The 25842-nt window shown below is 48.5% G+C and carries 26 protein-coding genes; 2 read left to right on the top strand and 24 right to left on the bottom strand.

Annotated elements, in window-relative coordinates:
- Positions 1-97 precede the first annotated feature (97 nt).
- The 10 genes from ACJJIV_RS16910 to ACJJIV_RS16865 all read right to left on the bottom strand — a co-directional run bounded on the left by ACJJIV_RS16910 (position 98) and on the right by ACJJIV_RS16865 (position 10547).
- Positions 98-1321, bottom strand: a complete 1224-nt coding sequence (locus tag ACJJIV_RS16910) for an aspartate kinase (RefSeq protein ID WP_252082761.1) — start codon at positions 1319-1321, stop codon at positions 98-100.
- A 129-nt stretch (positions 1322-1450) separates the two neighbouring features.
- The gene (alaS, locus tag ACJJIV_RS16905) at positions 1451-4063 is read right to left on the bottom strand and encodes an alanine--tRNA ligase (RefSeq protein ID WP_444889701.1); all 2613 of its coding nucleotides are present in this window, start codon (positions 4061-4063) and stop codon (positions 1451-1453) included.
- Between the two features lie 71 nt (positions 4064-4134).
- A complete protein-coding gene (locus tag ACJJIV_RS16900) occupies positions 4135-4482 on the bottom strand; it encodes a histidine triad nucleotide-binding protein (RefSeq protein ID WP_444884135.1) in 348 nt (115 codons plus the stop codon).
- A 4-nt stretch (positions 4483-4486) separates the two neighbouring features.
- A complete protein-coding gene (locus ACJJIV_RS16895; protein WP_152452364.1) occupies positions 4487-4672 on the bottom strand; it encodes a Trm112 family protein in 186 nt (61 codons plus the stop codon).
- Positions 4673-4807: 135 nt separating this feature from the next.
- Positions 4808-5644, bottom strand: a complete 837-nt coding sequence (locus ACJJIV_RS16890; RefSeq protein ID WP_252082767.1) for an alpha/beta hydrolase — start codon at positions 5642-5644, stop codon at positions 4808-4810.
- A 46-nt stretch (positions 5645-5690) separates the two neighbouring features.
- Positions 5691-6710 carry a class I fructose-bisphosphate aldolase gene (locus ACJJIV_RS16885; protein ID WP_252082769.1) on the bottom strand — a complete coding sequence of 340 codons (1020 nt, stop codon included), beginning with the start codon at positions 6708-6710 and terminating at the stop codon, positions 5691-5693.
- Between the two features lie 47 nt (positions 6711-6757).
- Positions 6758-8236, bottom strand: coding sequence for a glycerol kinase GlpK (gene glpK / locus ACJJIV_RS16880; RefSeq protein WP_444889700.1), 1479 nt, complete (start codon positions 8234-8236; stop codon positions 6758-6760).
- Positions 8237-8333: 97 nt separating this feature from the next.
- Positions 8334-8822 carry a regulatory protein RecX gene (locus tag ACJJIV_RS16875; protein ID WP_444889699.1) on the bottom strand — a complete coding sequence of 163 codons (489 nt, stop codon included), beginning with the start codon at positions 8820-8822 and terminating at the stop codon, positions 8334-8336.
- Positions 8823-9857: a recombinase RecA gene (gene recA, locus ACJJIV_RS16870; protein ID WP_252082775.1), complete on the bottom strand. Its 1035-nt coding sequence runs from the start codon at positions 9855-9857 to the stop codon at positions 8823-8825.
- Positions 9858-10031: 174 nt separating this feature from the next.
- Complete coding sequence (locus tag ACJJIV_RS16865; protein WP_444886871.1) at positions 10032-10547, bottom strand: CinA family protein; 516 nt, start codon at positions 10545-10547, stop codon at positions 10032-10034.
- Between the two features lie 511 nt (positions 10548-11058).
- Between ACJJIV_RS16865 and ACJJIV_RS16860 the strand changes: the two genes are divergently transcribed.
- Complete coding sequence (locus tag ACJJIV_RS16860; protein WP_444889698.1) at positions 11059-13140, top strand: glycoside hydrolase family 16 protein; 2082 nt, start codon at positions 11059-11061, stop codon at positions 13138-13140.
- A 300-nt stretch (positions 13141-13440) separates the two neighbouring features.
- Here the strand turns inward: ACJJIV_RS16860 and ACJJIV_RS16855 are convergent, their stop codons facing one another.
- Entirely contained in the window at positions 13441-13875 is a 435-nt protein-coding gene (locus ACJJIV_RS16855; protein ID WP_444889697.1) for a GNAT family N-acetyltransferase, read from the bottom strand.
- Between the two features lie 28 nt (positions 13876-13903).
- Here ACJJIV_RS16855 and ACJJIV_RS16850 point away from each other — a divergent pair, with 28 nt between their 5' ends.
- The gene (locus ACJJIV_RS16850) at positions 13904-14512 is read left to right on the top strand and encodes a tRNA-uridine aminocarboxypropyltransferase (protein WP_444889696.1); all 609 of its coding nucleotides are present in this window, start codon (positions 13904-13906) and stop codon (positions 14510-14512) included.
- Positions 14513-14622: 110 nt separating this feature from the next.
- On the opposite strand, the gene ACJJIV_RS16845 is transcribed toward ACJJIV_RS16850, so the two are convergent.
- The 13 genes from ACJJIV_RS16845 to ACJJIV_RS16785 form a co-directional block, all read right to left on the bottom strand.
- Positions 14623-15987, bottom strand: coding sequence for an IS4 family transposase (locus tag ACJJIV_RS16845; protein WP_444889695.1), 1365 nt, complete (start codon positions 15985-15987; stop codon positions 14623-14625).
- 169 nt (positions 15988-16156) lie between these two features.
- Positions 16157-16963 (bottom strand): amidohydrolase family protein, encoded by an 807-nt coding sequence (locus tag ACJJIV_RS16840; protein ID WP_444889694.1) that lies wholly within the window; start codon positions 16961-16963, stop codon positions 16157-16159.
- A gap of 100 nt (positions 16964-17063) precedes the next feature.
- A protein-coding gene (locus ACJJIV_RS16835) for an IS3 family transposase (RefSeq protein WP_444889693.1) occupies positions 17064-18247 on the bottom strand; the annotation gives its coding sequence in 2 pieces (ribosomal slippage) (positions 17064-17965 and positions 17965-18247; 1185 coding nt in all).
- Positions 18248-18337: 90 nt separating this feature from the next.
- Positions 18338-18625 carry a hypothetical protein gene (locus tag ACJJIV_RS16830; RefSeq protein ID WP_444889692.1) on the bottom strand — a complete coding sequence of 96 codons (288 nt, stop codon included), beginning with the start codon at positions 18623-18625 and terminating at the stop codon, positions 18338-18340.
- Between the two features lie 384 nt (positions 18626-19009).
- Positions 19010-19537 (bottom strand): hypothetical protein, encoded by a 528-nt coding sequence (locus ACJJIV_RS16825; protein WP_444889691.1) that lies wholly within the window; start codon positions 19535-19537, stop codon positions 19010-19012.
- Between the two features lie 113 nt (positions 19538-19650).
- On the bottom strand, positions 19651-20118 hold the full coding sequence (locus ACJJIV_RS16820) for a hypothetical protein (protein WP_444889690.1): 468 nt from the start codon (positions 20116-20118) through the stop codon (positions 19651-19653).
- A 112-nt stretch (positions 20119-20230) separates the two neighbouring features.
- Positions 20231-20452: a hypothetical protein gene (locus ACJJIV_RS16815; protein WP_444889689.1), complete on the bottom strand. Its 222-nt coding sequence runs from the start codon at positions 20450-20452 to the stop codon at positions 20231-20233.
- Between the two features lie 161 nt (positions 20453-20613).
- Positions 20614-22170, bottom strand: coding sequence for a transposase (locus ACJJIV_RS16810; RefSeq protein WP_444889496.1), 1557 nt, complete (start codon positions 22168-22170; stop codon positions 20614-20616).
- 179 nt (positions 22171-22349) lie between these two features.
- Complete coding sequence (locus ACJJIV_RS16805) at positions 22350-23219, bottom strand: hypothetical protein (protein ID WP_444889688.1); 870 nt, start codon at positions 23217-23219, stop codon at positions 22350-22352.
- Between the two features lie 114 nt (positions 23220-23333).
- On the bottom strand, positions 23334-23720 hold the full coding sequence (locus tag ACJJIV_RS16800) for a hypothetical protein (RefSeq protein WP_444889687.1): 387 nt from the start codon (positions 23718-23720) through the stop codon (positions 23334-23336).
- 449 nt (positions 23721-24169) lie between these two features.
- Complete coding sequence (locus tag ACJJIV_RS16795; protein ID WP_444889686.1) at positions 24170-24562, bottom strand: hypothetical protein; 393 nt, start codon at positions 24560-24562, stop codon at positions 24170-24172.
- A gap of 24 nt (positions 24563-24586) precedes the next feature.
- On the bottom strand, positions 24587-24991 hold the full coding sequence (locus tag ACJJIV_RS16790) for a hypothetical protein (RefSeq protein ID WP_444889685.1): 405 nt from the start codon (positions 24989-24991) through the stop codon (positions 24587-24589).
- Between the two features lie 443 nt (positions 24992-25434).
- The gene (locus ACJJIV_RS16785; protein ID WP_444889684.1) at positions 25435-25788 is read right to left on the bottom strand and encodes a hypothetical protein; all 354 of its coding nucleotides are present in this window, start codon (positions 25786-25788) and stop codon (positions 25435-25437) included.
- Positions 25789-25842 lie beyond the last annotated feature (54 nt).

Genomic DNA, 25842 nt, shown 5'->3' with positions numbered 1-25842 from the left:
AAAATCTCAACAGGTTGGATGCAATGCCAAACAACTGAATTGAAATGGGAAGGCTCTCTTTGCCTTAACTCCGGTTATAGTGTTTCTTTCAACTCTCTCACTTGGAGAGTTCAAACTCACTGTGCAAAGCACGCACTGCCAGCTCGAGATAGCGCTCATCGATAATCACCGAAATCTTAATTTCCGAAGTAGTGATCATCTGAATGTTGATATTGTCTTCACCCAGCGCACTAAACATACGACTGGCCACATTCGCATGGGAACGCATTCCCACGCCGACAATAGAAACCTTGGCAATCTTGTCGTCTGTGATCACCTCACGGGCGCCAAGTTCCGCCGAAACACGCTCCAAGACTTCGCGAGCCTTAACCAAATCATTGCGATGTACCGTGAAAGTAAAATCGGTAGTCCCGTCAACCGCACTGATATTCTGTACGATTACATCGACCTCGATATTCTCTTTACCTACAGGTGCCAAAATACGGCAGGCAACACCGGGGGTGTCCGGGACACCACGAATCGTTAATTTGGCTTCATCACGGTTGAATGCGATGCCGGATACGACAGGCTGCTCCATCTCGTTTTCTTCCTCATCCAGGCTTATCAGGGTTCCTTCACCCTCTTCAAATGTTGAGAGCACGCGCAACGGAACCTTGTATTTGCCAGCGAACTCCACGGCGCGGATTTGCAGGACCTTGGAGCCAAGACTGGCCATTTCCAGCATTTCCTCAAAAGTGATTCGATCCATACGGCGCGCACTATCCACCACACGTGGATCAGTGGTATAGACCCCGTCAACATCCGTATAAATTTGGCATTCCGTGGCATCAAGGGCAGCAGCGAGCGCTACCCCTGTGGTGTCTGAACCGCCACGCCCCAGAGTGGTGATATTTCCGTTGTCATCCACGCCCTGGAAACCGGCAACCACAACTACCTTGCCTTCATCCAGGTCTGTGCGCATACGCTCGACATCAATGCGCTGGATGCGAGCCTTGGTGTGGGCATTATCCGTGAGGATCTTGACCTGCCCGCCAGTATAGGAGCAGGCATCGTAACCGCGCTTCTTAAGGGCCATGCTCAACAGCGCAATAGTGACCTGCTCGCCTGTGGACACCAGTACATCGAGTTCGCGGGGGTCGGGTTTTTCCTGAATCTGGTAGGCGAGCTCAATCAGGCGGTTGGTCTCTCCACTCATAGCGGAAAGAACGACAACCATACCGTGCCCCTTTGCACGAAATGCGGCTACTTTATCGGCGACGGCTTCAATACGCTCAATAGAGCCTACGGAAGTCCCGCCGTATTTCTGCACGAACAAACTCATAACTTTCTGTGTTTCCTTAGCTCCAGGCCAAGTCCGCGCACCACCCGAAATCGTGCAGGCGCGCACTTAATCACCAAACTTCGGCGAAATCAACTTCACACGCTATTTATGGCGCCAAATTGACCGAAATCAGCTTTTTAGGGCGTTCTCTACCCATACAGGCACTTCTTGCAGCATACCTGGCAGAGCCGAAGCGTCGGTGCCCCCCCCCTGCGCCATATCGCTGCGACCACCGCCCTTGCCGCCAATCTTGCCAGCAGCAAAACGCATCAAGTCTCCCGCCGATAAACGGTCGGTGAGGTCTTTAGTCACTGCCGCAACCAGGGCAACCTTTTCCTCTCCCGGCGCCGCCAGCAATACAACTCCGCTGCCCAATTTGCTCTTCATTTGGTCAGCCAGGTCACGCAAAGATTTAGGGTCAGCGCCGTCGATTGATGTGGCCAACAGTTTAAAGCCCGCAATCTCTATTGCCTGGGCACTGAGGTCTCCACCAGCACCACTGGCCAGCTTAGTCTTGAGTTGCGCAACTTCCTTTTCCAACTTGCGGTTATTGAGCAGTAACTGCTCTACCTTATCTGCAAGAGTGTCCGGGCGCGCCTTGAGGAGAGCCGCAACATGCTCCAGCCGCTGCTCAGCGCGATCAAATTGTGACAGCGCATGCGCACCGGTGACCGCCTCAATACGTCGCTGGCCGGAGGCGATGCCACTCTCGCTGACAATACGCAAAAGACCAATATCCCCCGTGCGTTTCACGTGAGTGCCACCACACAGCTCTACAGAAAAAGTCCTGCCCTCTACAGCGCCCATAGAGAGAACGCGCACTGTATCGCCATACTTTTCACCGAACAGTGCCATGGCACCCATTTCTTTGGCTGACTCAATGTCTGTCTCGCAGGTATCAACCGGTGTGTTCGCGCGAATCTGCGTGTTCACCAGGGATTCGATCGCGTGCAATTGCTTGGCGGTGACCGCTTCCGGGTGGGAGAAGTCAAAACGCAAACGCTCGGAATCCACCAATGAGCCCTTCTGGGTTACGTGCTCGCCAAGCACTTTGCGCAGAGCGGCGTGTAGCAAGTGAGTCGCAGAGTGATTCAATGCCGTTGCCTGGCGCACATCCGCTGACACCTCAGCAGTGAGCCGCTCACCAACAACTACTGTTCCTTGCAGCAGCTTGCCGGTATGTAAATGATGACTGCCCTGTTTGGTGCAATCTCGCACCTCAAAACGGCCCGATGCGGCCTTCAGATAACCGCTATCGCCAACCTGACCACCTGACTCAGCGTAAAATGGTGTCCGATCGAGGATTACCACGCCTTCTTCCCCATTCTCCAGACGCTCAACCTGATCTCCGTCTTTGAGAATCGCGGTTACTGTGCCTTCTGCTTCGGTGGTTTCGTATCCAAGGAACTCCGTGGCACCTTGCAGATCCAAAGCTTCGGTATAATCCTGCTTAAATTTACCGGCGGCACGGGCCCGCTCACGTTGAGCTTCCATGGCGGCTTCATAACCCGCCATATCCAGAGATAGGCCGCGCTCGCGGGCGATGTCCTGGGTTAGATCTGTAGGAAAACCGTAGGTATCGTGCAAGGTGAATACCAACTCACCCGGCACTTCACTCCCTTCGAGAGTGCTCAATGCACTCTCAAGTAAAGCCATGCCTTTATCCAGGGTCTTGGCGAATTGCTCCTCCTCTTTGCGCAGTGCCTGCTCAATCAGCGACTGCTTCTCACGCAATTCTGGATAGGCCTCTCCCATCTGCTCTACTAGAGCGCTCACTAACTTGTAGAAGAAGACTTCTTTGTGACCCAACTTGTGTCCATGACGCACTGCCCGGCGAATAATACGACGCAATACAAAGCCACGACCTTCATTGGAAGGCATAACACCATCGGCAATTAGGAAGGAGCAAGAGCGAATATGATCAGCGATCACACGCAGGGATTTTTCTTCCAGATTGTCGCAACCAACAATACTACTGGCCGCTCGTAACAACGCCTGGAACAGGTCAATTTCATAATTTGAGTGCACGCCCTGCATAACAGCGGCGATACGCTCCAACCCCATCCCGGTATCGACAGAGGGTTTAGGCAGCGGGTGCAACTCGCCGTCCGCCGTGCGTTCGTACTGCATAAATACCAGGTTCCAAATCTCGATATAGCGATCGAGATCGTCGTTGTCGGAACCAGGAGGGCCACCGGGTACATCTTCGCCGTGGTCAAAGAAAATTTCTGAACTGGGACCACAGGGGCCGGTATCACCCATTTGCCAGAAATTATCCTCATCAAGACGGGAGAAGCGCTCAGGGCTCACCCCAACTTCCTTTTGCCAAATATCGGCTGCTTCATCATCGCTGATATGCACGGTTACCCACAGGCGCTCTTCTGGCAAGTTCAGCACCTTGGTGAGGAAGTCCCAGGCAAAACGGATGGCATCGCGCTTAAAGTAATCACCGAAGCTGAAATTACCCAGCATCTCGAAGAAGGTGTGGTGGCGCGCGGTATAACCTACATTTTCCAGGTCATTATGCTTACCCCCAGCACGCACGCAGCGCTGCGAACTAGTGGCCCGGTTGTAGGGACGCTTTTCCTGGCCGAGGAAGGTGTCCTTAAACTGCACCATGCCGGCGTTGGTGAATAGCAGGGTCGGGTCATTGCCCGGAATCAAGGAGCTTGACGGCACCACAGTGTGGCCCTGTTCGGCAAAGTAATTCAGAAAGGCGTCGCGAATCTGTGCGCTTTTCATCCGGCGTAATTCCACTTCGTTAGTTGAGAGTTATTGAATGACACCGGTGACGCGGTGTCTCGTCTGTCCCGCTACTGTGCAAGCCCCTGCTCGGGCATTGTTTGTTGAGCCAGTAGATGGACATGCAGGTGAAATACGGTCTGTCCCGCGCTTCGACCATTGTTGACCACAAGTCGAAATCCCTCTAATCCCAGCTTTCTGCCAAGTTCAGCGGCCACCCACATCAGATGGCCGAGCAGAGCCTTGTCATCGATTTTGGCGTCGAACAAGTTAACCAGGGGTTTACGCGGGATAATGAGGAGATGGGTCGGGGCTTGTGGCGCCCGATCCTCAATAACGATACAAAGATCGTCCTCGTAGATTTTCTCGTTCGCTATTTCGCCCGAGATAATTCGACTGAAAACGCTGGGTTCACCCATTGGTTTATTTTTCCAGCTTTTCCTCAGCAGTCAGCTGACGCGCCTCGGATTCCAGCATCACCGGGATGCCGTCTTTTATTGGATAGGCCAGACCGCTAGCTTTACACACCAGCTCCTGGGTCTCCTCACGGTACTCAAGCGGCGCCTTGCTTACCGGACACACTAACAGGCTCAGTAACTTCTTATCCATGTTCCACCCCACTATTTCCCCCTGGCGTAACAAGCAGGGGGCAAAAATGACCGCGTATCATACAATGCTTCATAGGGTTTTTCACGGCATTCGCCAAGGGTTACAACCAGCATGGTTGTCTGCCCCTTGTTTTTATCAAGAGACGACAGACCCCGCCTGCGGTTCGTAGGATTTTAAATGACCAAGCAGCAGATCACGTGCTAAACGCCCCTCTTCGACCTCATTAAAAAGCTCGTGATAAGCCTTGGGAAAGCAGTGCAGCATTTTGCCGGCCGAGCCCATCCGCCCAAACCACTCACGACTCACTCCAACATCCACCAGCCGATCGGATTCCGGCAGTAACATCAGGCAAGGCACCAGTAATCGCTCCAGATTAGTGGAGAGAAACTCCCGCTCGCGCAGAAATGTCTCAAACCAGCGCAGTGAAACCCCTCGATGCGTTAGCTCATCCTCACGGTAAGCTTCAATTACCGCAGAATCCCGACTCAACCACTGGCTATCTATCCTGCTGGAAAGCACTAGCCCTGGGAACATCTTTGCCAGTATCAGCACCAGCCTCAACTCGAGTCCCGAAGGCTCCTTAGCCCCGCGGAAACCCGGTGCTGATAGGATGAGGCTATCTACTGCCCCGTAGCGAACGGCACTGCCACAAGCGACCACTGCCCCCATACTATGCCCTAACAGATGCAGCCGTGTGCCGGGGTTACCACTTTTGACCAGGCAGATAAATTCATAGAGGTCCTCGCTATAGAGCGAGAAATCCTCTATGTGCCCCCTCTTCCCCTGGGACAAACCATGACCATAATGGTCCGGCGCATACACACTGAAACCTGCCCGATTAAGATGTGCCGCTAAATTAACGTAACGGCCGCTGTGCTCACCCAGCCCATGGGAAATCACCACAGTTCCCCGCGCGCCTTCAACCCACCAGCGGCGGTAATGCAAACTGATGTTTCTTGTTAAAAATTCCATTGTCGCAGCCCACTTTCCTTATTGTTTTATCGCGCTTTGGTCACCCCTAACCCTCCCCCTCAAGGCTATCGCGATACTTACCCAACATAGCCAGATGATTCATACATGCTCGCTTAACCAAGGCTCTCTGCGCCATTTCAATATTTTCCAGCTTGCCATGCCAAGTCGCTAACGCCGGCTGTTGCAATGCCCTCCCATAGGAGAAACTCAACTGCCATGGAGCATTGTTAAGCTGGTTAAGGGCATTAAGGTTTTCTGTAGCCTCTTCCGGGCCCTGTCCACCAGAAAGAAAATTGATACTGGGCACTGCGGCAGGCACACTGCGACGCAGGCTGCGCAAAGTGTACTCAGCCACTTCTTGCGGCTCCGCACTAGGCAACTCTGCTCCAGGAGTGACCATACTCGGCTTAAGCAACATCAACTCCAAAATAACACCATGACGATTCAAGGCATGAAAAACACTGCTCCAAACCTGTTCGTTAACAGTCGCGGAGCGTTCGAGACTGTGATTGCCGTCCATTAGCACTTCCGGCTCAACAATGGGCACCACCCCCTCAGACTGGCAAACGGCGGCATACCGAGCCAACATTTCCGCGTTAGCCGTAAGCCCCAACTCAGTGGGGTTGTGAGCACTCACGGGATACACTTCCCGCCACTTGGCAAATCGCGCTCCCTGCGCCTTATATTCCCGCAAGCGTTCGATAAGGCCATCGAGCCCATAGGTGATCATGTCCCCCTCCGCGCCGGGAAGAGGCCCCTTGCCTTTATCAACTTTAATACCCGGTAGAATCCCCTGTGCCGCCGCCACCTCAGGCAAAGGCGTACCACCTCTATCACTCTGACCGAGCGTTTCCTCAAACAGAATGACACCACAAATAAAGTCCCCAAGCCCCTCACTCGACAGCAGGGCCGCACGGTAATCTCGGCGGTTTGTTTCGGTTGATTCCACCCCTACAGCAGAAAAGCGCTTGGCGATAGTTCCGCTGCTCTCATCTGCAGCCAGGATTCCCCGACGACCATCGACCAGAGAATCTATCGTTGCTTTTAACTCATCGTGAACTGTCATAAAAACACCTCCATGTGCCAAAACCCAGTCAAGGATAGACGCTTAAATTAGAATGCTTTGCAGGCTGCAACTGCTCGCTTCCAACCCGTCAGTAGGGAATCCCTTTTTTCTGCTGGCATTCCCGGCAGAAAATCGCGCTCAATCTCCAGCAGACGCTCCGGTAGCTGGTGAAAATGCCAGAGACCACTGCCGATCCCCGCCAATAGCGCCGCGCCGATTGCCGTGGACTCAATCTGTCTGGGGCGCTCTACACGCAGATCGGAAATGTCGGCCTGAAACTGCATCAAGAAATTGTTCGCGCTTGCCCCGCCATCGACACGCATATGGCTGATATCAACCTTTAGAGCCTCTTCCATAAGCCGCGCCAGCTCATCACTCTGGTAGGCGATGGACTCAAGAGTGGCGCGAACCACTTCAGCCCGCCCCGCACCCCGGCTCAAGCCACACAAAGTTCCCCGCGCCGATGAATCCCAGTGTGGTGCACCCAGGCCGCTAAACGCCGGCACTAAATACACTCCGCGGGTATTGGGAATGCTCTGCGCAATAATCTCGCTATCGACAGCCCGCTGAATCAATCCCATTTCATCACGCAGCCACTGTATTGCTGAACCCGCGGTAAATACTGAGCCCTCAACCGCATAGCCTGGTAATCCATGGGGGTCACAAGCGATTGTGGCCAGCAGGCCGCGAGGCGGTTCAGGGCGTTTTTCGCCGGCATAGGCCAGCATAAAGCAGCCAGTGCCATAGGTATTTTTGAGATCTCCTGGGTTCGTACAGCCTTGCCCAAACAGCGCCGCCTGCTGATCTCCAGCCACCCCACAAATAGGTGCACTGACGCCAGCAAAAGCTGCTGGATCCGTATCGACAAAATATCCGGCAGACGACCTGATTTCTGGCAGAATCGACTCAGGGCACTCAAAAAGAGCCAGCAACTCTGGATCCCAGCTTTTCTCCTCCAAGTTATAAAGTAGGGTGCGACTGGCGTTAGTATGATCAGTCATGTGCGCGCGGGCACCGCTCATCTTCCAGATCAACCAGCTGTCTACCGTGCCAAAACACAGCTCCCCCTTGCGAGCACGGGCCTGTAGATCCGGCTGCTCTCGAAATAGCCACAGCAGCTTACTGGCAGAAAAGTACGCGTCCAATAGTAGTCCGCTGCGTGCGCGCAGCCATTCGGACTTTCCTTCTGTGGCAAACTGCGCACAAATATTTGCTGAGCGCCGACACTGCCAGACAATTGCCCTATGCACTGGCTCGCCTGTGTGGCGATCCCACAGGATCGTTGTCTCTCTTTGGTTAGTGATACCAACCGATTTGATTTCGGATGCATAAACATCAGCACGCTGCAGGGCAGCCGTGCAGACACGTTGGGTGACTTGCCAGATTTCCTCAGCATCCTGCTCGACCCATCCAGGCTCTGGATAATAATTGGGGATCTCTGAGTAACTGCGCCCCACCAGGGTACCGCTACTATCAAAAACGAAAGCCGTGGTGCCTGTAGTGCCCTGATCAATAGACAGGATCATAAAGTCTCTCGCGCTTATTATTCTTTCTCTCATTACCCTAAGCCTGAGGGAAAGCATTACCTTTGCGCCTCAAGCAAGCATGAGAGTATAAGCGTGATTACTCTTCGTCCAGCGCCCAGCTAATAGCATCTGAAGAGAAACCGCGGTAAGACAGGTAGCGTTGGCGACTTGCGCGCTCCTTCAGTTGCTGTTCCCGCGGCAACGCCAAATCAATTGACGAGCGATATTTGCGCTGTAGCTGCTCATGGGCCAGGGAAAACCAGTCCACCTCTAACTGCTCTAAGACCTGGGATAAAAGCTCTGCGGAAATGCCGCGCTGTTGTAATTCCAGGCGGATACGCAAGGGCCCCTGACCACGCTGAACACGAGAACGGGCAAAAACTTCGGCAAAGCGCTGATCAGACTGGTAGTTGAGCTCTTGCAAGCGCGCGAATAGCGCATCGAAGTCGGCATCGGGGAACTTACCCACCAGCTTCCGCCTCAATTCCAAACGGGAGTGCTCGCGGCGGGTAAGCAGCTCAAGCGCCGCGCCGAAAAGCGCTTGAGCGGGGTCGGCGGTGAAAGCCGCCTTGGAGGAAAAAGACACTTACTCTTGGGGCAGTTCGGCAGCCTCTTCAGGGCTGGCCGGAACCAGATCGCCTAACAGCTGTGCGCGCAGCTGAGCCTCAATTTCATTGCGGATATCGGGGTTATCACGCAGGAACTTGGTAGCATTGGCCTTACCCTGACCAATCTTATCACCCTTGTAGCTATACCAAGCGCCCGCCTTATCAACCAAGCCCAGCTTCACACCGTAGTCGACAACCTCACCAATCATATTGATGCCTTCGCCGTACATGATCTGAAATTCAGTCTGTTTAAAGGGCGGAGCCACCTTGTTCTTCACCACTTTCACGCGGGTCTCGTTACCCACTACTTCATCGCCATCTTTTACCGAGCCGATGCGACGGATATCCAAACGCACGGAGGAGTAGAACTTAAGAGCATTACCACCGGTAGTGGTTTCCGGGGAGCCGAACATTACACCGATCTTCATACGAATCTGGTTGATAAAGATCGCTAAGGTATTGGTGTTCTTGATATTGCCGGTCAACTTACGCAGTGCCTGGGACATCAGACGAGCCTGCAAACCTACGTGGGAATCTCCCATCTCTCCTTCAATTTCAGCGCGCGGTGTCAAGGCTGCAACGGAGTCCACAACCAATACATCCACAGCACCGGAACGCACCAGCATATCTGCCACTTCCAAGGCCTGCTCGCCGGTATCTGGCTGGGAGACGATCAACTCATCAACATTTACACCGAGCTTCTCGGCATAAATGGGATCTAGGGCGTGTTCTGCATCCACGAAAGCACAGGTACCGCCTTTACGCTGGGCCTCGGCGATCACTTGCAGGGTCAGAGTGGTTTTACCAGAGGATTCCGGGCCATAGATCTCAACGATACGGCCGCGGGGCAGGCCGCCTATCCCCAGCGCCACATCCAGGCCGAGAGAGCCAGTGGAGATTGCGGGGATACGCTCGCGCTCCTTATCCCCCATACGCATCACTGTGCCCTTGCCAAACTGGCGTTCGATCTGCGACAGCGCCGCTTTCAATGCCTTGTCTTTATTGGAATCCATGACCGTTCCCGTATATCTGAGCTGTGTTGAGTGGGGCAAGCTTATCGAAGGATTACTGTATAGGCAACCAGTAATTCCGGCACAATCTGTACCAATCTTCCCAACACGGTTACACCGCTCTCAATTCTGCACAACCCCGCTATCACACCAGTAAACTGACCAGGTAGATCACCTTTAAACAGGGTGTTCCTCCAAGATCTTCAGCATCCCTTTGAGAGCCTCCAGCACCGTTTGTGCCTGAACTGTGGCCCGATCCCCTTTAAAGTGGAAACACCGAGCATCAATCTGAACCGGTTCCTGCCCTTCCGCATGAGCCCAGGCAATCCACACAGTACCGACTGGTTTCTCTTCGGTACCACCACTGGGACCAGCAATACCGCTTACCGCCACGGACAGGTTGGCATCCATCATAGCCAGCACTCCACAAGCCATTTGCCGGGCAACTGGTTCGCTGACCGCACCAAACTGTTTTAGGTCCTTCGCATCCACCCCTAACACACTGTGCTTGATGCGATTGGCATAACTAACGACTGAACCATCAAACCAATTGGACGCATTGGGAATAGAAGTGATCGCCGCGGCAATCGCACCACCAGTGCAGGACTCCGCAGAGGTTACAAACCAACAGCGCTTTATCAATTCCTCACCAAGCTGCTGTGCCAAACTTAATATCTCGCCATGATCAGCCATTTTTCTACCCGCGTATCATTTCTCAAGGTACTCACTCGCCAGGAGCAACCCGCACATCACCTTATAGTATGCCAACTGAACGCAACCTCCACTAACAAGACCGCCATTCGCTGCACCAAGCAATGGCGTATAGCCATCCATAGACCTACAAGCAGCAAATGAAAATAACATTACCGTGCCAGCCTTAAAATTACTGAAGCGGTACTACAGCCTCTGTAGATTCAAAAAACTACCTCCCTTTAATCAAGACATAACTACCCACAAAAAAGATGTAGCTCTTCTAGTCGGGCACGTCCAACACATAAACATCCTCATAGGTTTTAAAAGTGCGGAAAATATAGCTACAGGACAAAGAAAAATGCATGGTACTAACCTCGTGCGATAAGCAGGACTGAGCACGCGATAAAGGGGGAAAGCACTCACCCAAGAATAACCCGCTATTTGTTAGGCTTTATTCGTCGATAAAAAAATCAACGATACCCCTTTGATAGCCAAAAAAGAATAAAAAGCTATGCGAATAAAACAATCAGTGATGGTTATGACCATCCTGGGAAGCTGCGCTTCTCCATTAATCAACGCAAAAACTTTAATCTGGGAAGATAATTTTGAAGGAAACAGTATTAATAAATCCGTCTGGACTTACGATGTAGGCAGTTGGGGCTGGGGCAATAACGAACTACAAGACTACACGGGCAATAGTAATAATGCCTATATTGAAGATGGTAACCTGGTTATTCAGGCACAACGCAATACTGACGGCAGTTTTACATCTGCCCGCCTGAAAACGATTGGTCGACTCTCTTATCGATACGGTACGATTGAGGCCCGCATCAAACTACCTGATCTCAACGCCGGTCTCTGGCCGGCTTTTTGGCAGCTCGGTAATAACTATGGGCAGGTCGGCTGGCCCGCATGCGGTGAACTGGATATTCTCGAAGCCGGCATGGCCGAGGCGCTCGAAAGCGGCAGTGTCAATTCAGCGATTTCCAGTGCCTTCCACTGGCATCATGAGTCCGATGAATACACAGGACAAGCGGATTACGGTCAAAGTAAAAACCTCATCAAAGATTTTGGCTACAGTAGGGATTTAACCGAGGATTACCATATCTTTGGTATGACTTGGACACCCGACAGTATTACGATGTGGGTGGACGATGAAGCCAACGAAATTATCAACATTGACAGTGAAGACCCGGCGTTTGATGAGTTTCGTCAAGAGCACTTCCTGATACTCAACCTCGCTGTGGGCGGTATTTTCCCACAGATTTTTAGCAATGAAGAAATCACTGCACCGATGCCCGCCAAAATGTATGTGGATTATATCCGTATCTATGATAACGACGATAATAACTACAACACAGAAATCACCCTGGCCGAAGACAAGGCAAAATTCGGCAACCTAAGCATATACGGTGACGGTGAAGATATCCCTGAGTCTTTGCAGCTTGGCACCGATACCGAACTCTATATCTGGAACAATATGGAATCCACCGCAAGTGTTGATGACAATGAGGCCTTGGAATTTAATATTGACGCTGGCGATTGGTTTGGCATGGGTTTTTGGATGCACTACGACCTAAATATGATGCACTATCAAAATGGTCACTTAAACTTACGTATCAAGACCAGCAGCACTGAAACGATTGGTATTGGTATCGCCAGCACTGGCAGTGGTAGCGATAGTTGGGTTGATTTAGTCGATGGCGATGAAGACTATGGGTTAAAACGAGATGGACAATGGCACTTGGTCAGCATTCCGCTAAGCAAATATGCTGTGGACTTCCACACCATTAGCCAGGCCATAATGGTTCGTGGTGACGCACCTGCAGAGGGGTTCACCTTGGCCATTGATGACATTTACTTCAGTGAGGGAGAGGCAAAGACTATCCCCGCTGGCATTTTTTCCGTATACAGTGAAACGCTCGAAGCCGATTCGACTTTTAAGCTGGGTAGCGATGGCAATTTATTCGTGTGGGAAAACACCCTGCTGGAAGTCTCTCAATCACCATTCGAAGGCGAAAAGTCCCTCTCCTACCAATCCACTGGAGCCGGCTGGTTTGGCATGGCGTTTACCGCCAACAGCTACCACGACCTATCCGCTTACGATAACGATAGAGCCACACTAAATTTTTTCCTTAAAACCAGCAGTGACACCCCTTTTAAAGTCGGCATGAAGAGTGGCAGCATCACTAATATTGAACAAAAGTGGATCGAATTTAATAAAAACCCTGATCCCTATGAATTTGTCCGTGACGGCCAATGGCATCAAATATCCATTCCAGTCAGCGACTTCAGCGATGAAGTGGATATGTCCAACGTGATTCAGTTATTTGAAATATTAGGTGTAGAAGGAGATATCACTAATATTGAGATCGATAACATCTATTTTTCCAGTGAAGCCTCTGGATCTCACTGTCAGCACCCACCCCACAAGTGCCATCCACATCACGGGCGACAGGAGCAGCCTAAAAGAAAGTGCAAGCCCTGCAGCCCTCTAAGTGACTTCAGTAATAGTGACTTCAGCAATGATCAGCTCTGTAACTATCGACTGGGAGGTCATCAACACCGCTGTCTAGACTCTGCTGGAAAATAACGATGACAGCCACCGGACAATATCCAGTCCCTGTACGGATTAAGTAACCACAAACGTCAACACTCAATCAGTGTAAACTGCAACTACCCTACTTAAAAATTAATTGTACCAAACGGAGCACAGCGTACAGATTACCTACCTGAGAAACCAACGCCTTCTGGACGGTCTGGGCAGCATCTTAATGATGATGCCCAGTTTATTATCTGATTGTGAGAAAGTTCTAAAATTTCAATTAATTCCCACAAAAGGGTAAATATACTCTGCACTCAATCATTTAGAGAAATATAAACCAAAAAACAGCTATCGATAACCCATTGCTGATATGGAGCGCCCTTGATTCAGGTAGCTACTATACAGTTCAGCTACAGGGGTTGGCAGCAATTCGGCCTCCACTACCTCAAAGCCCAGCGACAAATAAAAAGACTCTAAGTGGATATAGGGAAAGGTATAGGTATTCCTGTCAAACCTCTTAGCCAGGAGTGCTAGCAATAAACGCGCGACTCCCCGCCCCTGGTACTCAGGGGCCACCGCAACCCCTGCAAGTAATTTAAAAGACTCATATCTACGCAGGTAGCCACAGCCGATCACCTCACCCCGCTCGTTACGCACGACTGCACAATCTTCATGTCGCTTGGCTTTGCCACGAAATCCATGCATGCGATAGAATTTGTTCGCTAGCGGAATCTCAATATCTGCCAACCATTGAACCTTATAAGAAGGCTGCGTAACTTCCATAAACCTGCCTGTACTCAGTAGTCGAAAAATGCCCAGAGAAACCTGCAATACTTGCCTGCGCCCACCCAATGTTTGCTATTGCTGCGCATTGGTTAGCCTAACAAGCACCATAAAAGTGGTGATCATACAGCACCCGCAGGAGGAGAAGCACCCATTCAATACAGGACGTATGGCACACCTATGCCTGAGTAACAGCGAAATGATGATTGCCGAGAGCCTATCGACCCATCAGCTAAATACTTTGCTTTGCACGCCCTCCGCCCTACTCTACCCATCCCTGGAATGGTTACCTGACAGTGGCGAGCTGAACTCTAATAATCACCAATCTGATAAAACTTCAAGTAAACAAGCACCTGTTAAGCAGCTGATCGTACTAGATGCGACCTGGAAGAAATCCAAAAAAATTCTCCACCTCAACCCCCAATTGCAAAAACTTCCACGGATCAATCTTGGTGGGGGCCTAAAATCAAATTATGAAATCCGTAAAACATCTGTAGCAGACGGGCTATCTACAATTGAAAGTATCGCCATGGCAATGCAATTGCTAGAGGGGAATAACAACTTTTTAAAATTGTTAGCGCCATTTGAAAAAATGGTTGAGCTGCAACAGAAGAGCTTTACATTTGAACCCGCGTGAATAACCAAACCCATGTTAAATTTCGTATTAGGCCTAAACCTAACTATACAGGGTGTCTACTAAACGTGGGTAAGTCTTACACCTTACGCCGCGCCTGTGTTTTATACACATCATTTAAGTCCATTTAAAGCCTCCGCTGCCTCCATATAATGGAGAAGTTTAGTGTACCCCTGCCAAACGGTTTTAACTCCAGGCTCACCATCGCCGCTCCGCCCCAGAAAGCCTCCAAGTCCTGCCAGCATACGAGTTATATCTCTCATACTTGGAGCTTCATTTGGTGGGGAGGTTTTAGCCTGCATTATCCATATCATACGCCACTCTTTTTCAGAGTAGACTTTCGTACACGATGTATCAGGAAGCGTTCGTGCTCGTGTTGTCATGGAGTGTAGACGCCACCCAATAATCATATAGATTGCAATACAGTTCAGCATTCGCTGCTCGGTTCTAAAGCGATTACTTTCTATCTGGCATCCGCCTTTCACCACTCTAAAATAGGTTTCAATTTCCCATCGACTTCGATACCACTCAATGATAATCCTTGCTTGCTTAAAGTCCTCAACTGCAAGATCGGTCAGCAGCATCCATTCAATACCTTTTTTGCCTTCTGGTGGGCCTAATTCCTTAGCAAAAACTGCGTAGATAGAAAGAGGTCGTTTTGATTTTCCTTTTCCCTGCAATCTTACTTCTGCAATGGATACACTGACCTTAGCTTCCCTTTCTGGCTCTCCATTTCTTTTGGGGATACCTACTGTATATTTTCCGATGGACTTCTGTTTGGTCAAATAGTCCCAAAGTAAAGTCGTATCTTCTCCTTCGATCTCTAAACTACGATTAGCCTTGGCTCGAACAATATAACTTGCACGCCGATGTTCATTTTGATCTTCAGCTAATTGAAACCACTCATGAATATCCCCCTCTCTATCCGCGATGCTCACAATCGTGGTTTCAGGACAGTGCTCTTGTATCTCACAAGCTGATTCATAATGGTCTAGCCAACGTCGACTCTCTTTATCTTGTATCGACTTGGTATAGCGAGAATTAGCGCTAGATTCTTTATCTCGCTGCCACATGCTACCCTCAATAATACCCAGATTATCTCTGGATGGTGTTATAGCGATAGACGTATGTAGGAGCTGCTGATTAGTCTCTTTGCGTCGGAGTGTTCCCATTTCTTTGCTTTCTAAATCGGTAGCAAAATTTAGGAAAGTGGTATCCTGAGGGATAAGAACAACTGGTTGAACCTTGATTCTTTCAAGAGTGGCTGATTTATGGCCACTCATAATGGAGTCAAAGCTGACTTTATCATTTTCGATAAATCGATAGGCTGCAAAGGTTTCTGCCCAAGACTTGTTTGCACAGGGAATACTGCTCTTTGGGTCGGAACTTAAATTACTGAGAATATTGGACAACCGCTTATTCAATCGTGTATCACCCATAACCTGATTTTTCACTTCGTCCCTGACCCAGTCCTGCATAATTATCCAGCCAAATCTGTAGCTCCTATACCGTACAAACTGTAACTCATTGATTTTTATAATAAAACTGAAAAAACTTGTGTATAAAACTTAGCGCCGCGCTCTGGGGCAAACCGAAGCGCAGCGTAGGTTTGTCCCTGGCAGTGCCTGTTAGGCCACACCGCTCTGACTATAAATTGAATACTCGACATGCGTTACCACTCAAGAAAAGCTCCTCCACATCTTCTCCCAACGCCAGCTCCGGAAGACTCTCGAGCGCTTTGGCGGGCATGATCATTGGGTAATTTGTGCCGAAGAGAACTTTGTTGCGGCCATGTCCTCGCATAAAATCGACTAGAGGCTGTGGGTATCTCTTAGCGGTGTACGCTGACGTGTCGATGTATACGTTTTCGTGCTTTGTAGCCACCGCAATAGCCTCATCTGTCCAAGGGTAGCCAATGTGACCACCGACGATTTTTAGCTCGGGAAAATCCAGGGCCACCTGATCTAGGTAGATAGGTCGGCCAACCTCCGACGGCATGAGCGGCCCGGTATGACCAATCTGGGTGCAGAACGGAACACCAAGATCACAGCATGCTGTGTACACGGGATAAAACCGACGATCGATCGGCGGCACCTCCCAAATCCAGGGCAAAACCCGAATCGCTTTGAAACCTAGTTCGTTTACGCAACGTCGGATCTCTCGAACAGCCTCCATCGGCTTCGAGATGTCCACTGACCCCACGCCAACCAACCTGTCAGGTGCCTTAGCCACGAAACCTGCGACTTCATCATTGGAGATCATGACATTTCGGGGAGCAACCCAAGCCGATATCAGGCTGCGATCCACACCACCTTGATCCATCATTCCGAGAGTCATCTCTATCGGGATTTCTGTTGTCGGCATAGGCATCTTCGTCCACCTGCGTAGCGACTTGAAGACTGGATCTTGCGAGTGCCGTAATGTTGGGTGCTGTGCCCAAGCATCAACAATCATCTACTTTTCTCCTTTGCTGCTTAACGCCAGTATTTGTGGCTGGTTTGGAGCGCAGCGGAAAACCAGTGATCTTGCCCCGATAAAACGGACACACTACTTTTCATACTGCTATTCGCTCATATTCCATTGGCGATCGATAGCCTAGAGCTGAATGCAGCCGCCTACGGTTGTAAAAATCATTAATATATCGAGCCAAAGCATACTTTAGATGGCTCATTGTCTGGAATCTAGTTTCTCTAATCAGTTCAGCTTTTAAGCTATGGAAGAACGACTCCATATGGGCATTATCCGTACATTTACCCGCTCTACTCAAGCTATGCTGGATTCCATATTTTCTCAACTCTTTTTGATACTCGGACCCTCTGTACTCTACACCTCTGTCCGTGTGTAATATTAATCCCGGTTTTGATCCTCTTTTCCTTACAGCATTCATCAGGGTTCTTCGGGTTAATTCTGTTGTTCTTTTCGTATCTAAACTCCAACCGATTACTCGGCGAGAATACAAATCCATCACCACTGACAAGTACTGCCATTGACCCTTAACCTTAAGGTAGGTTATGTCAGCAACCCAAACTTGATTCTTGCTTTTAGGCACAGCTCCATCCGGTCTAAGATTCTCCCCAGAGGCTAGGAAACGCTTTATGCCTGGTGCCCTACGTGTCACTCTCGTAACTCTGGCTACGACTCCTAATTCCTGCATCAGCCGGGCTACGCGCTTACGGCTAACTTCATATCCCTTGGTCAGCAGGGCTTTCCAAATTCTTGGACTACCATAGCGCCCTGCAGAGTCATCCGAAATCTTTTGAATCTGAACCTTTAGATCATCATCTTGGTGTTTTCGGTGCGATCGCTGCCTCTTCAGCCAATCATAATAGCCACTGCGCGATACTCCCAGCCACTGACAAGTTCTTTTGATACCTAGTTCTGATCCGAACCTCTGGATGAATCGATATCTTGCTGATGTTCCTCCGCAAGAAACCGTTGCCACTTTTTTAACAAATCAAGCTCCTGCTTTAATTTACGATTCTCCGCCTCTAAACGCTTTACCCTAGAAAGTTCTTTCTCTGCTTTAGAGACTACACCAGTAAGCTTTCTTCGTTTATCTGCCACAATCTTCCCCTCCTGAAACTCTTTTCGCCATCGTGACAGCATGAAAGGGTGAATGTCGAGAGTTTCGGCCACTTCCTTAACTTGAACACCCTCTATCAAGCTAAGCATTACCGCTTTCACTTTGAATTCGTTTGAATACTGCCAAGTCTTTCTAGGTTTGTTGTATTTCGGCATAAGACACCTCGTCTGTTTGACTTTGGTGTCCGTTAAAACGGGGCAAGATCACAGTCCAGTAACATGCGCTTGTTAGGCATTTGGTACAAGCTAGCGAACAAGGTGTGCCCCAGCTATTTCTAGCATCTCAATATCGATAGCCAGACCAGATTCCGAACCAACTACAACGCCTGTCATTCCGCAGCGCGGACAACAGGCAGTAGCTCCATCATCCCACCATCTGGTAATTTCAGATGGTGGATATATTTCACCACAGCCAATACAACCGCAAATATCACTTCCTACTATCTGCTCTCTATTATTGTCAGTAGCACCTTGATAAGAAAATGGATCAACACTAGGATCCCAATAACGGCCACTTTTTAAACGTACACTCATTATGTGCCTAACGTTGCCAGCAAGGGCAGCCGAAGCAAGGCGTAGGTTGTCCAGCCCAGCCTCCGGCTGGGCGATCTTGCCTTGCCTGGTTATAGCTGGCGCGCACTGAATAACCTACTTGCTCTTTGCCAGCCACCTTTGGCTGGCCTCTGCCCGATAAATTTGCAAGAGAAAATACCATACTTTCCCCACCAATTAACTACCTGACTGGCACTCCACAATGAGGCAGCTGGCTTGCAGAACTTGTTGGCTTTAAACGAAGGCACTTGAACGAAACTGCGGTGCCAGTTTGCAGGAAAACCCTCTGGAGAAATGTGCTCAGGAAGAGATTGGTGATTGCAGCCACTTCAAACTACCTAAAAAATGACCGCCACAATAAACGCCTCAAACACCGGATTGGTGAAGGTGGCGACTTTTTTGGAACAAAAAAGGTGACAGCTTTACCAAGTCCGCGTGCTTTGACTGGTTATGTTTTTCTACAATTCCGGCAAGAAATTTATGTAAATTAGCGATTGCCGGATCAAGTTCTTTAATACCCTCGGCGATCAGGCATGTCTCATCATCGAGCCAAATTATGAAATCAGTTGTATCAGCTGCTAGCTTCGATGAATGGTAATGCATTACCAGAAGCTTATTGGCCACTTCAAAGAAATCCAATAGGCCTGACTCGTATTGTTTTAAAAGTTCCATGACCACTAGCTCAAATGCTTCATTTTCTAAGCTGGCATCAAGGCTGCCTAAAATTTTAAGCTGTTTGTCTTCGGCCTTAGCCACACAAAGATCAAGAAGAACTTCTTCTGGCTCATCACTCGCGATGATCTGTTCATCGGCCCAACTTACGACCTGCTCAGGGCCAATGATTGAGCACAACAGCTCGAACTCAATTACTTTGTAGACCAACTGATTAAGCACGCTCAGCCCTCAAGAAACATAACGCTGAGCTAACCGGCAGCCAGTCAGTGCGAAGTACGCTCTTAGCTGTCCGACGGAGGCCGCTTGCGGCCGGATTGTAGTTGAGCGTTTTGTTATGTGTGTTCATAGTGCTTTAGTGCCTTACATTCACTGGCGGCTGAGGGCCACAGAATGACTTTATATAAATCATCTGCATCTTCCCACTCTTCGGTTATTGAATCGAGGCCCTTCGCGAGTGAAATAGCCGAATATTTACCGGGCGCTACTTCGATTTTTGCTGCATCAGGTAGATAATCGCTGCAGCCAAAAACAGCGCACTGCCCCGATGTTACTGTGAAATAACCTATAGAAGCATGACCCCATTCTTCGAGGCTAATTTCAGGCAGGCTATCGTGAATCTCAACCTCTAGAGGAACATCAACGTTTCTGAACGTGCCGATAGCGAGAGTGTTTGGCAGGACGCCAAGCTTTATATTTAATGCTTCCTCTGTCCAGATATCTGAAGTGTCGTCGTCGGCCTCAACATCCATCAGATATATCTGAAAGTAGTCGGCGAAAATTTCAAATTTATAGTTCTTCATCGGTGCATCCGTAACACATAACGCCTTGCACACGGGCTTGAGCTGCACAGCAGCGAAAGTCCGAGCCCACGCAGTGGGCTAACGTGCTGCAACTGGTTATGTGTGATTTTATTTATGCCCATGATATTAACCACTTTGACTCTTTAAAATATTGCTCTAATGATTCGTAGTCCTCTACCCAGTCGTCGTAGCCTTCTGCTTCTGGGTTGCTGAAGTCACGAGAAATTAAAACAAGACAATTCTCTGAATCAGTTGCACATGGCTCTACTTTTACTTGCCAGCCTTTGTTGTCGCCAGCCTCAATTTTGCCAATGGTATTTAAAGGTATATTCATCTTCTAATTACACATAACGAGACTGTAGAAAAACAGTTTTAGAAAAATCTGCCATTTCCCAGATTCCTCCAATTGAAATTTCGGCCAAATTTTATCTATACCACCAAATTTCATTCATTGTATTAAATTTAGGCATCTTGATGCCCTTAATTTATACTCAATCAGTGGATACTGCCATATCTCATCAACTTTTCAATGTTATGTACCAAGCAGAACATCTGCCATTGTCCTTGAACCTTACTTTTTCCTCGTAGCGAGAAGCGATTCAATCGTTTATTGGTACCAATGTTTCCAAATACCGGTTCGACAGCAGACATTCGATGTCCATAAATGGTCTTGCCCTCGATACTATCAACCCTCTTCTTCATCCAGTCGGTGGCTGTCCGTCCGTTTGTCCACGTAAGGGATACTTGCCTTCCGTGTCCTTTTCGAGAGTCAGCAGAGTCTGGGTTTCGCATACACTGACTTTTAAGGCTGCATGCCCTGCAGTCGGTGAGGCGCCCTTCGAACAGTAGTTTCTTCTTACCTTCACTGACATGCTCTTCTTTTAACAAGAGCATGGCTTTTCCTGCAGGACAGATACAGGTTTTCTTTTTCTTGTTGAATGTAAATTCACTAGCTGGGGTAGTCTTCTGGACATTAGCCCTACCTTTTTGATTGCGCTTGCCATACTTGGTTTTTTGCGTTGTAAAAGCTTTATCACGTGAACGGAATTTATTATCAGGTATGTAGGCATTGATGCCGTTCTCTCGCAGGTAGTTGTAGTTAGCGTCGTTGGAGAATCCAGTATCAGCAGTAATGATGACCTGTTTGGCCAAGATGTCTTCATCTATTCCTATATTCTGATAATGGCAACTGATGCCATCAAGAATAGGTTTCAATGTATGATGCTCCTGGCCCTCTCCAAAGGCCTGGGCCTCAACAACTATCTGATGCTTCCTATCAACTGCGGCAACACCGTTATAGCCCTGGATGGTTCCCTTGCTGGTAGTCATCTTAGCTGATTCATTGTCCGTGATATTACTTTTCACTTCTTTAGGTTTTTTACCTTGCCCCATCCTGGGGGAATGATTCTTTAAGAACTGATCAATTTTATCAAAGTGTTTCTGCAGCGTATCCGCCGCTTTAGCTACCGCTTGCTTTCGCTCTTTTTCTTTAGGCTTCCTGCCATCCAGCCTCTTGTGCTCTTTGAGGAAATATTTGATCTTCTTGCGAATTTTTTCCTGCTTCTGTGCTAGCTCTCTAAAAGTCCCCGAATGTTCTTTGCTGGCATTGGATGGCATCTTGCATCCATCTATTGCGAAAAGTTCGTTTCCAAGCAGTCCCTGCTGATCGCAGACCAGTAACACTTGCTCAAACACCGACTCAATCGCATCAGGATAACTGCTTACGAAACTTGCAATACTAGTAAAATGCGGAACGGTATCGCATGACAGTGCTTTGAAGAGGATATTGTTCTCACATTGCCATTGAATTTCACGACTTGAGGTAATGCCTTTTGAGTAAGCAAACAATATGATTTTCAGGAGGATAGCTGGATCATAAGCGGTTCGCCCGCCGCTATCATTTTGATATTTTTTATGGAAGGCAGAGAGGTCGATATGATCATCAATCAGATGATGAAGTGTAAACTCAAAGGTTTCAGGTTGTAATTGTTCTTCGAAATTGATGACGACCATTGCATCTTGGTTGTAATCGTAACGTTTGAAGTTGGGCATATGGATAATCTCGACATCAAGACCTCCATTTTAACAAAAAAGCTACCTTTTAAGAGTTTTTCTACAGCCTGAACGCCCGCAACAGGGGCGGGCAAAGCTATGCACATTTTGTGCAATAATGGGAGCGTAGCGACAGCACAAAATATGCATAGCGTTGGCCGTCCCTCTGCTTGCGCTTGTTAATGCTTGGGCGAGATATCTTCGATAATCTGTGCATCGACCCAGTAAATGTTGGCCTTTTCTATTTTCCCTTCCCGCCACTCAATTCTGTGAAAGAAGAAATACTTTCCATCCGACGTAACACTGCCATACCTGTCCTCATGCTCAGTATTTATATCCTCGCCCATATTAATAGCAGGTCCCCACGAGTGATCTTCTTGCCGAAAACTTATGTATAAATCTGCATTTCCGTACCCATCTTTCCTTATGCTATCCCAGATTATGTAACTTTCACCTGGTGAAATGTAGGGGTGACCTGTTTGTTTTCCTGTATTAAATTCATTGCTAAGCACCTTCGGCTCCTCACGCTTCCCATCAATCAATCGGGAGTATCGGATGGTCCCGATTTCGTCTCGTTCATCAAAAATATAAGTATCATCCTCTGAAGCGGTAAGGCGCATAATAGGAAACTCTTCGAAAATTGGTCCTAAGCTTTTGACTTCCGACCATCCTGATGCTGTTCTCTCTCTATATTTGTTACCCAGATACATCGTATTGCCGTCAGTCGATATGAAAACTTCACCTGAGCGGGGCTCATCCATAAACTTTTTCCACACACCATCTTCATATTGAAAGGCGTGGGTTTTAACTTCGTTGCCTCTAACCTGCCGGGTAAAATAGAACTCATTCATGCCAGGAGCAAAGACACCTTCAATTTCAAGATTTTCAGTTGAAATAATACCGGGTGCGAATAGTTCAGGTATCAAGCCTGGTGGTTGTTGGCCAAGGTAGGGCCCTTCGAGGACCGATAACTCATCTTGACCATAGTTTCTGTTACTCATAGTGAGGATAAAAAAAAGCAGAATAATTTGGATACTAAATTGTTTCATAGTCTTCTCTTTATATTTCAACGAAACTAATTATCGCATTAACGCCTTTAGCAACGGCAGCCGAACCGCAGGTTTGGCTGTCCAGCCCCGAAGGGGCGATGTTACCTAAACTTGTTATATTTTGTTTTTTGGCAATGATATTTCATGCTTGTACTTTTCTAACAGTTTAAGACAAATAACCCTTGCCATTGAATCAGGTTTTCCGAAATCACGCATTGTGAAATTTAACCAAACACGATTTCGCAGCCACTTCGGAATTTCTTGCTCTTGGCCATCCCACTCTTCGGTTAGCCATCGAGCTACCATCTGCTCGTGCGGCTCCATCAGATTTTGGTAGTTCTTTAGTAAATATGCTTCTTTCTCATTCATGGCTGAAAAATATAACGCCGCCAGCAGGGGCGACTTACCTTGTGCGCTTTTTGCGCGAAAATGGGAGCGTTGTGACCGCGCAAAAAGTGCACAAGGTAAGGCGTCCCGCGGAGGGCCGAAGGCCCGTAGCATACTGCCTGGCCTTGTTAATTGCCGACTCCTCGCTCATTAATTAGTTCTCGCTCCGCACGTTTGCGTAAAACAGAATAAACTATCAATGGCGGCCCGATTGCCATTGCTGCTGGAATTTTTATGAGCGACTTTAATCGTATTCCATGTGATGTGCATTTTTCCGGATCGGGGTTTCCGCCACTCGACCTGAATATTGTTATATATCCGTGTGGCTCATCAGGAGCGAGGCATTCAAATGTATTTAGATCCTGATTATACAGAAATAGACCGATCACGAGTCCCAAGCCAAGGTATATGCACACCGAGCTGATCAAAATTTTTCGAAGCATCCTTTCCTCGCAGCTCATACAAATTTAGTGAGCAATTAACGCCTGACGCACAGGCAAAGCGCGCAGTGCTTTGTCCAGCCACACGAAGTGTGGCGATTGTGCCGCCACTTGTTAGCTGTGTTACTCATGGATGAAGTAAACATCTGTTTCTCTTCCTTCATCTACCATTGAAACCTCAATTGAAACCAGAGCTTTTAAAATAGATATGAACTCACCCTCCGATACAATTCGCCCCTGCTTTTTACTATATAAACTTCTTAGCTCTTTCCTAGAAATACTAATTTTATCAATACTCAACAGGTTCTTCTCATTCAGAAGCTCAACTAGCTTTCTAACATTTTCAGGCGGTGCTTCTGACTCTTGTACGTGCCAGATGAACTCTTGAACCTCTTCTGGGTCATCAATTTCGTAAATAACTGCTCCAGAAATACTTGCATCCGTCTCCTTCTGCCATTGAATTTCTTTGGCGCCGAGAGCACCTAGGAATTCTGTAAGAAATTGCTTTCTTCGCATGACTCTCTCGTACAGCTAACGCTTTTAGCACCAGCGCCGCAGGCGTCGGGTGCCTAAACTTGTTAAATGTTGCACATATTCGGCTATTGTAATTCCGCCTGCAATACCACCAATCAGTGGCAATGCTACAAATTGCGCATGATAAAAATCCATAGATTGAACTCTTAGACTATTTAAGGCCAAAAGCACAACAGAAATAGCGAGACCTAAAGTAAAGACAGCGTACTTAGAAATCCCTAACTTCTTAGCAAGAACCAAACCCACCATCCCTGAAAGTAGTCCTTGAGCAAAATAACTCTTAATATTTAGGAAGATGTCCAAATAGCGCGGCAAATCGAACAGGCCTGGCGGGCGAAAGTAAAGTGACGAGCACAACATTACACTCACCATAGTGACCACTAGTACTGTGTATTTACCGATCATATTCATATGACATTTAACGCTGCTAGCAAGGGCAGCCTAAGCAACGCGTAGGCTGGACAGCCTAGCCTGGTTATGGTTGGCGCGCTCGGGACCGACTACTAGCACTTTTCCAGCCATAGTTTGGCTGGCTGCTGCCCAATATTTACGAGGAAAGAATACCGCACTTTCCCTAACCAATTCCTATTTTACTGGCACTCCGCGAAATTGCAGCGGACTGCCCCTTTTTACAGCACCTAGGCAAACACTCTAGGAACGAAACTGCCTGAAGAACACTCAGTAAAATTGTTCAATACCGGGTGCTATTTAGTGGCACTAAAGCTTCAGTTACTACGAAAAATCAATAAAGCCTACCGCCACAATAACGTCTTGCTAAGGGGCAGCCGAAACGCAGTGTAGGCTGTCCCGCGGAGGCCGTGCCTTTCGCGGCCGGAGTGTACTTGAGCAACTTGTTATGTGTACTCACTTAAATCTGCTTTTTCTTTAATAAACTGGCCACTAGCCAATAAAACACTCTCGATATCAGCTATTACTTGAGTGTTGTTTTCGGGAGCATAGATAAAGAAAGCCCAGATATCATCATCCAATTCATACTCGCCATTTTTGTACTCCCATAGCGTGATAAATTCATCCGTAGCCATAGAGATAGTAGCCGTATCTAATGTTGGATGTTTCACCGGCTTAGCATTCAAACCCTCGGCTAATATATCTTGTATGTCGGGAAAGCTTTTACTTCGATGCTCCCACCAGAACTCTACTAAAAGTTCTTTCGATTTATAGCCAGGTCTTACTCGAAATTTTTCCATACTCTATTTACACATAACGCCGCACTAAGTTGTGCTAAAAGCGGGGCTTTTGGC

Source organism: Microbulbifer mixtoriginis (SeqCode) (assembly GCF_052466765.1).
Note: the sequence above shows the minus strand (reverse complement) of the source record. Positions and strands in the feature narration are given on the sequence as shown.

Bases quoted from the DNA above. Each gene is read 5' to 3' on its own strand.
- ACJJIV_RS16890 (WP_252082767.1), bottom strand. From the start codon at position 5,644: ATGGAATTTTTAACAAGAAACATCAGTTTGCATTACCGCCGCTGGTGG.
- ACJJIV_RS16845 (WP_444889695.1), bottom strand. From the start codon at position 15,987: ATGCAGGACTGGGTCAGGGACGAAGTGAAAAATCAGGTTATGGGTGAT.
- ACJJIV_RS16885 (WP_252082769.1), bottom strand. From the start codon at position 6,710: ATGACAGTTCACGATGAGTTAAAAGCAACGATAGATTCTCTGGTCGAT.
- ACJJIV_RS16795 (WP_444889686.1), bottom strand. From the start codon at position 24,562: ATGCGAAGAAAGCAATTTCTTACAGAATTCCTAGGTGCTCTCGGCGCC.
- ACJJIV_RS16900 (WP_444884135.1), bottom strand. From the start codon at position 4,482: ATGGGTGAACCCAGCGTTTTCAGTCGAATTATCTCGGGCGAAATAGCG.
- ACJJIV_RS16865 (WP_444886871.1), bottom strand. From the start codon at position 10,547: ATGGCTGATCATGGCGAGATATTAAGTTTGGCACAGCAGCTTGGTGAG.
- ACJJIV_RS16855 (WP_444889697.1), bottom strand. From the start codon at position 13,875: ATGGAAGTTACGCAGCCTTCTTATAAGGTTCAATGGTTGGCAGATATT.
- ACJJIV_RS16820 (WP_444889690.1), bottom strand. From the start codon at position 20,118: ATGAAGAACTATAAATTTGAAATTTTCGCCGACTACTTTCAGATATAT.
- ACJJIV_RS16785 (WP_444889684.1), bottom strand. From the start codon at position 25,788: ATGGAAAAATTTCGAGTAAGACCTGGCTATAAATCGAAAGAACTTTTA.
- alaS (WP_444889701.1), bottom strand. From the start codon at position 4,063: ATGAAAAGCGCACAGATTCGCGACGCCTTTCTGAATTACTTTGCCGAA.
- ACJJIV_RS16840 (WP_444889694.1), bottom strand. From the start codon at position 16,963: ATGATTGTTGATGCTTGGGCACAGCACCCAACATTACGGCACTCGCAA.
- ACJJIV_RS16790 (WP_444889685.1), bottom strand. From the start codon at position 24,991: ATGAATATGATCGGTAAATACACAGTACTAGTGGTCACTATGGTGAGT.
- ACJJIV_RS16895 (WP_152452364.1), bottom strand. From the start codon at position 4,672: ATGGATAAGAAGTTACTGAGCCTGTTAGTGTGTCCGGTAAGCAAGGCG.
- ACJJIV_RS16805 (WP_444889688.1), bottom strand. From the start codon at position 23,219: ATGAAACAATTTAGTATCCAAATTATTCTGCTTTTTTTTATCCTCACT.
- ACJJIV_RS16860 (WP_444889698.1), top strand. From the start codon at position 11,059: ATGCGAATAAAACAATCAGTGATGGTTATGACCATCCTGGGAAGCTGC.
- ACJJIV_RS16910 (WP_252082761.1), bottom strand. From the start codon at position 1,321: ATGAGTTTGTTCGTGCAGAAATACGGCGGGACTTCCGTAGGCTCTATT.
- ACJJIV_RS16815 (WP_444889689.1), bottom strand. From the start codon at position 20,452: ATGAATATACCTTTAAATACCATTGGCAAAATTGAGGCTGGCGACAAC.
- ACJJIV_RS16850 (WP_444889696.1), top strand. From the start codon at position 13,904: ATGCCCAGAGAAACCTGCAATACTTGCCTGCGCCCACCCAATGTTTGC.
- ACJJIV_RS16810 (WP_444889496.1), bottom strand. From the start codon at position 22,170: ATGCCCAACTTCAAACGTTACGATTACAACCAAGATGCAATGGTCGTC.
- glpK (WP_444889700.1), bottom strand. From the start codon at position 8,236: ATGATCCTGTCTATTGATCAGGGCACTACAGGCACCACGGCTTTCGTT.
- recA (WP_252082775.1), bottom strand. From the start codon at position 9,857: ATGGATTCCAATAAAGACAAGGCATTGAAAGCGGCGCTGTCGCAGATC.
- ACJJIV_RS16800 (WP_444889687.1), bottom strand. From the start codon at position 23,720: ATGCTACGGGCCTTCGGCCCTCCGCGGGACGCCTTACCTTGTGCACTT.
- ACJJIV_RS16830 (WP_444889692.1), bottom strand. From the start codon at position 18,625: ATGAGTGTACGTTTAAAAAGTGGCCGTTATTGGGATCCTAGTGTTGAT.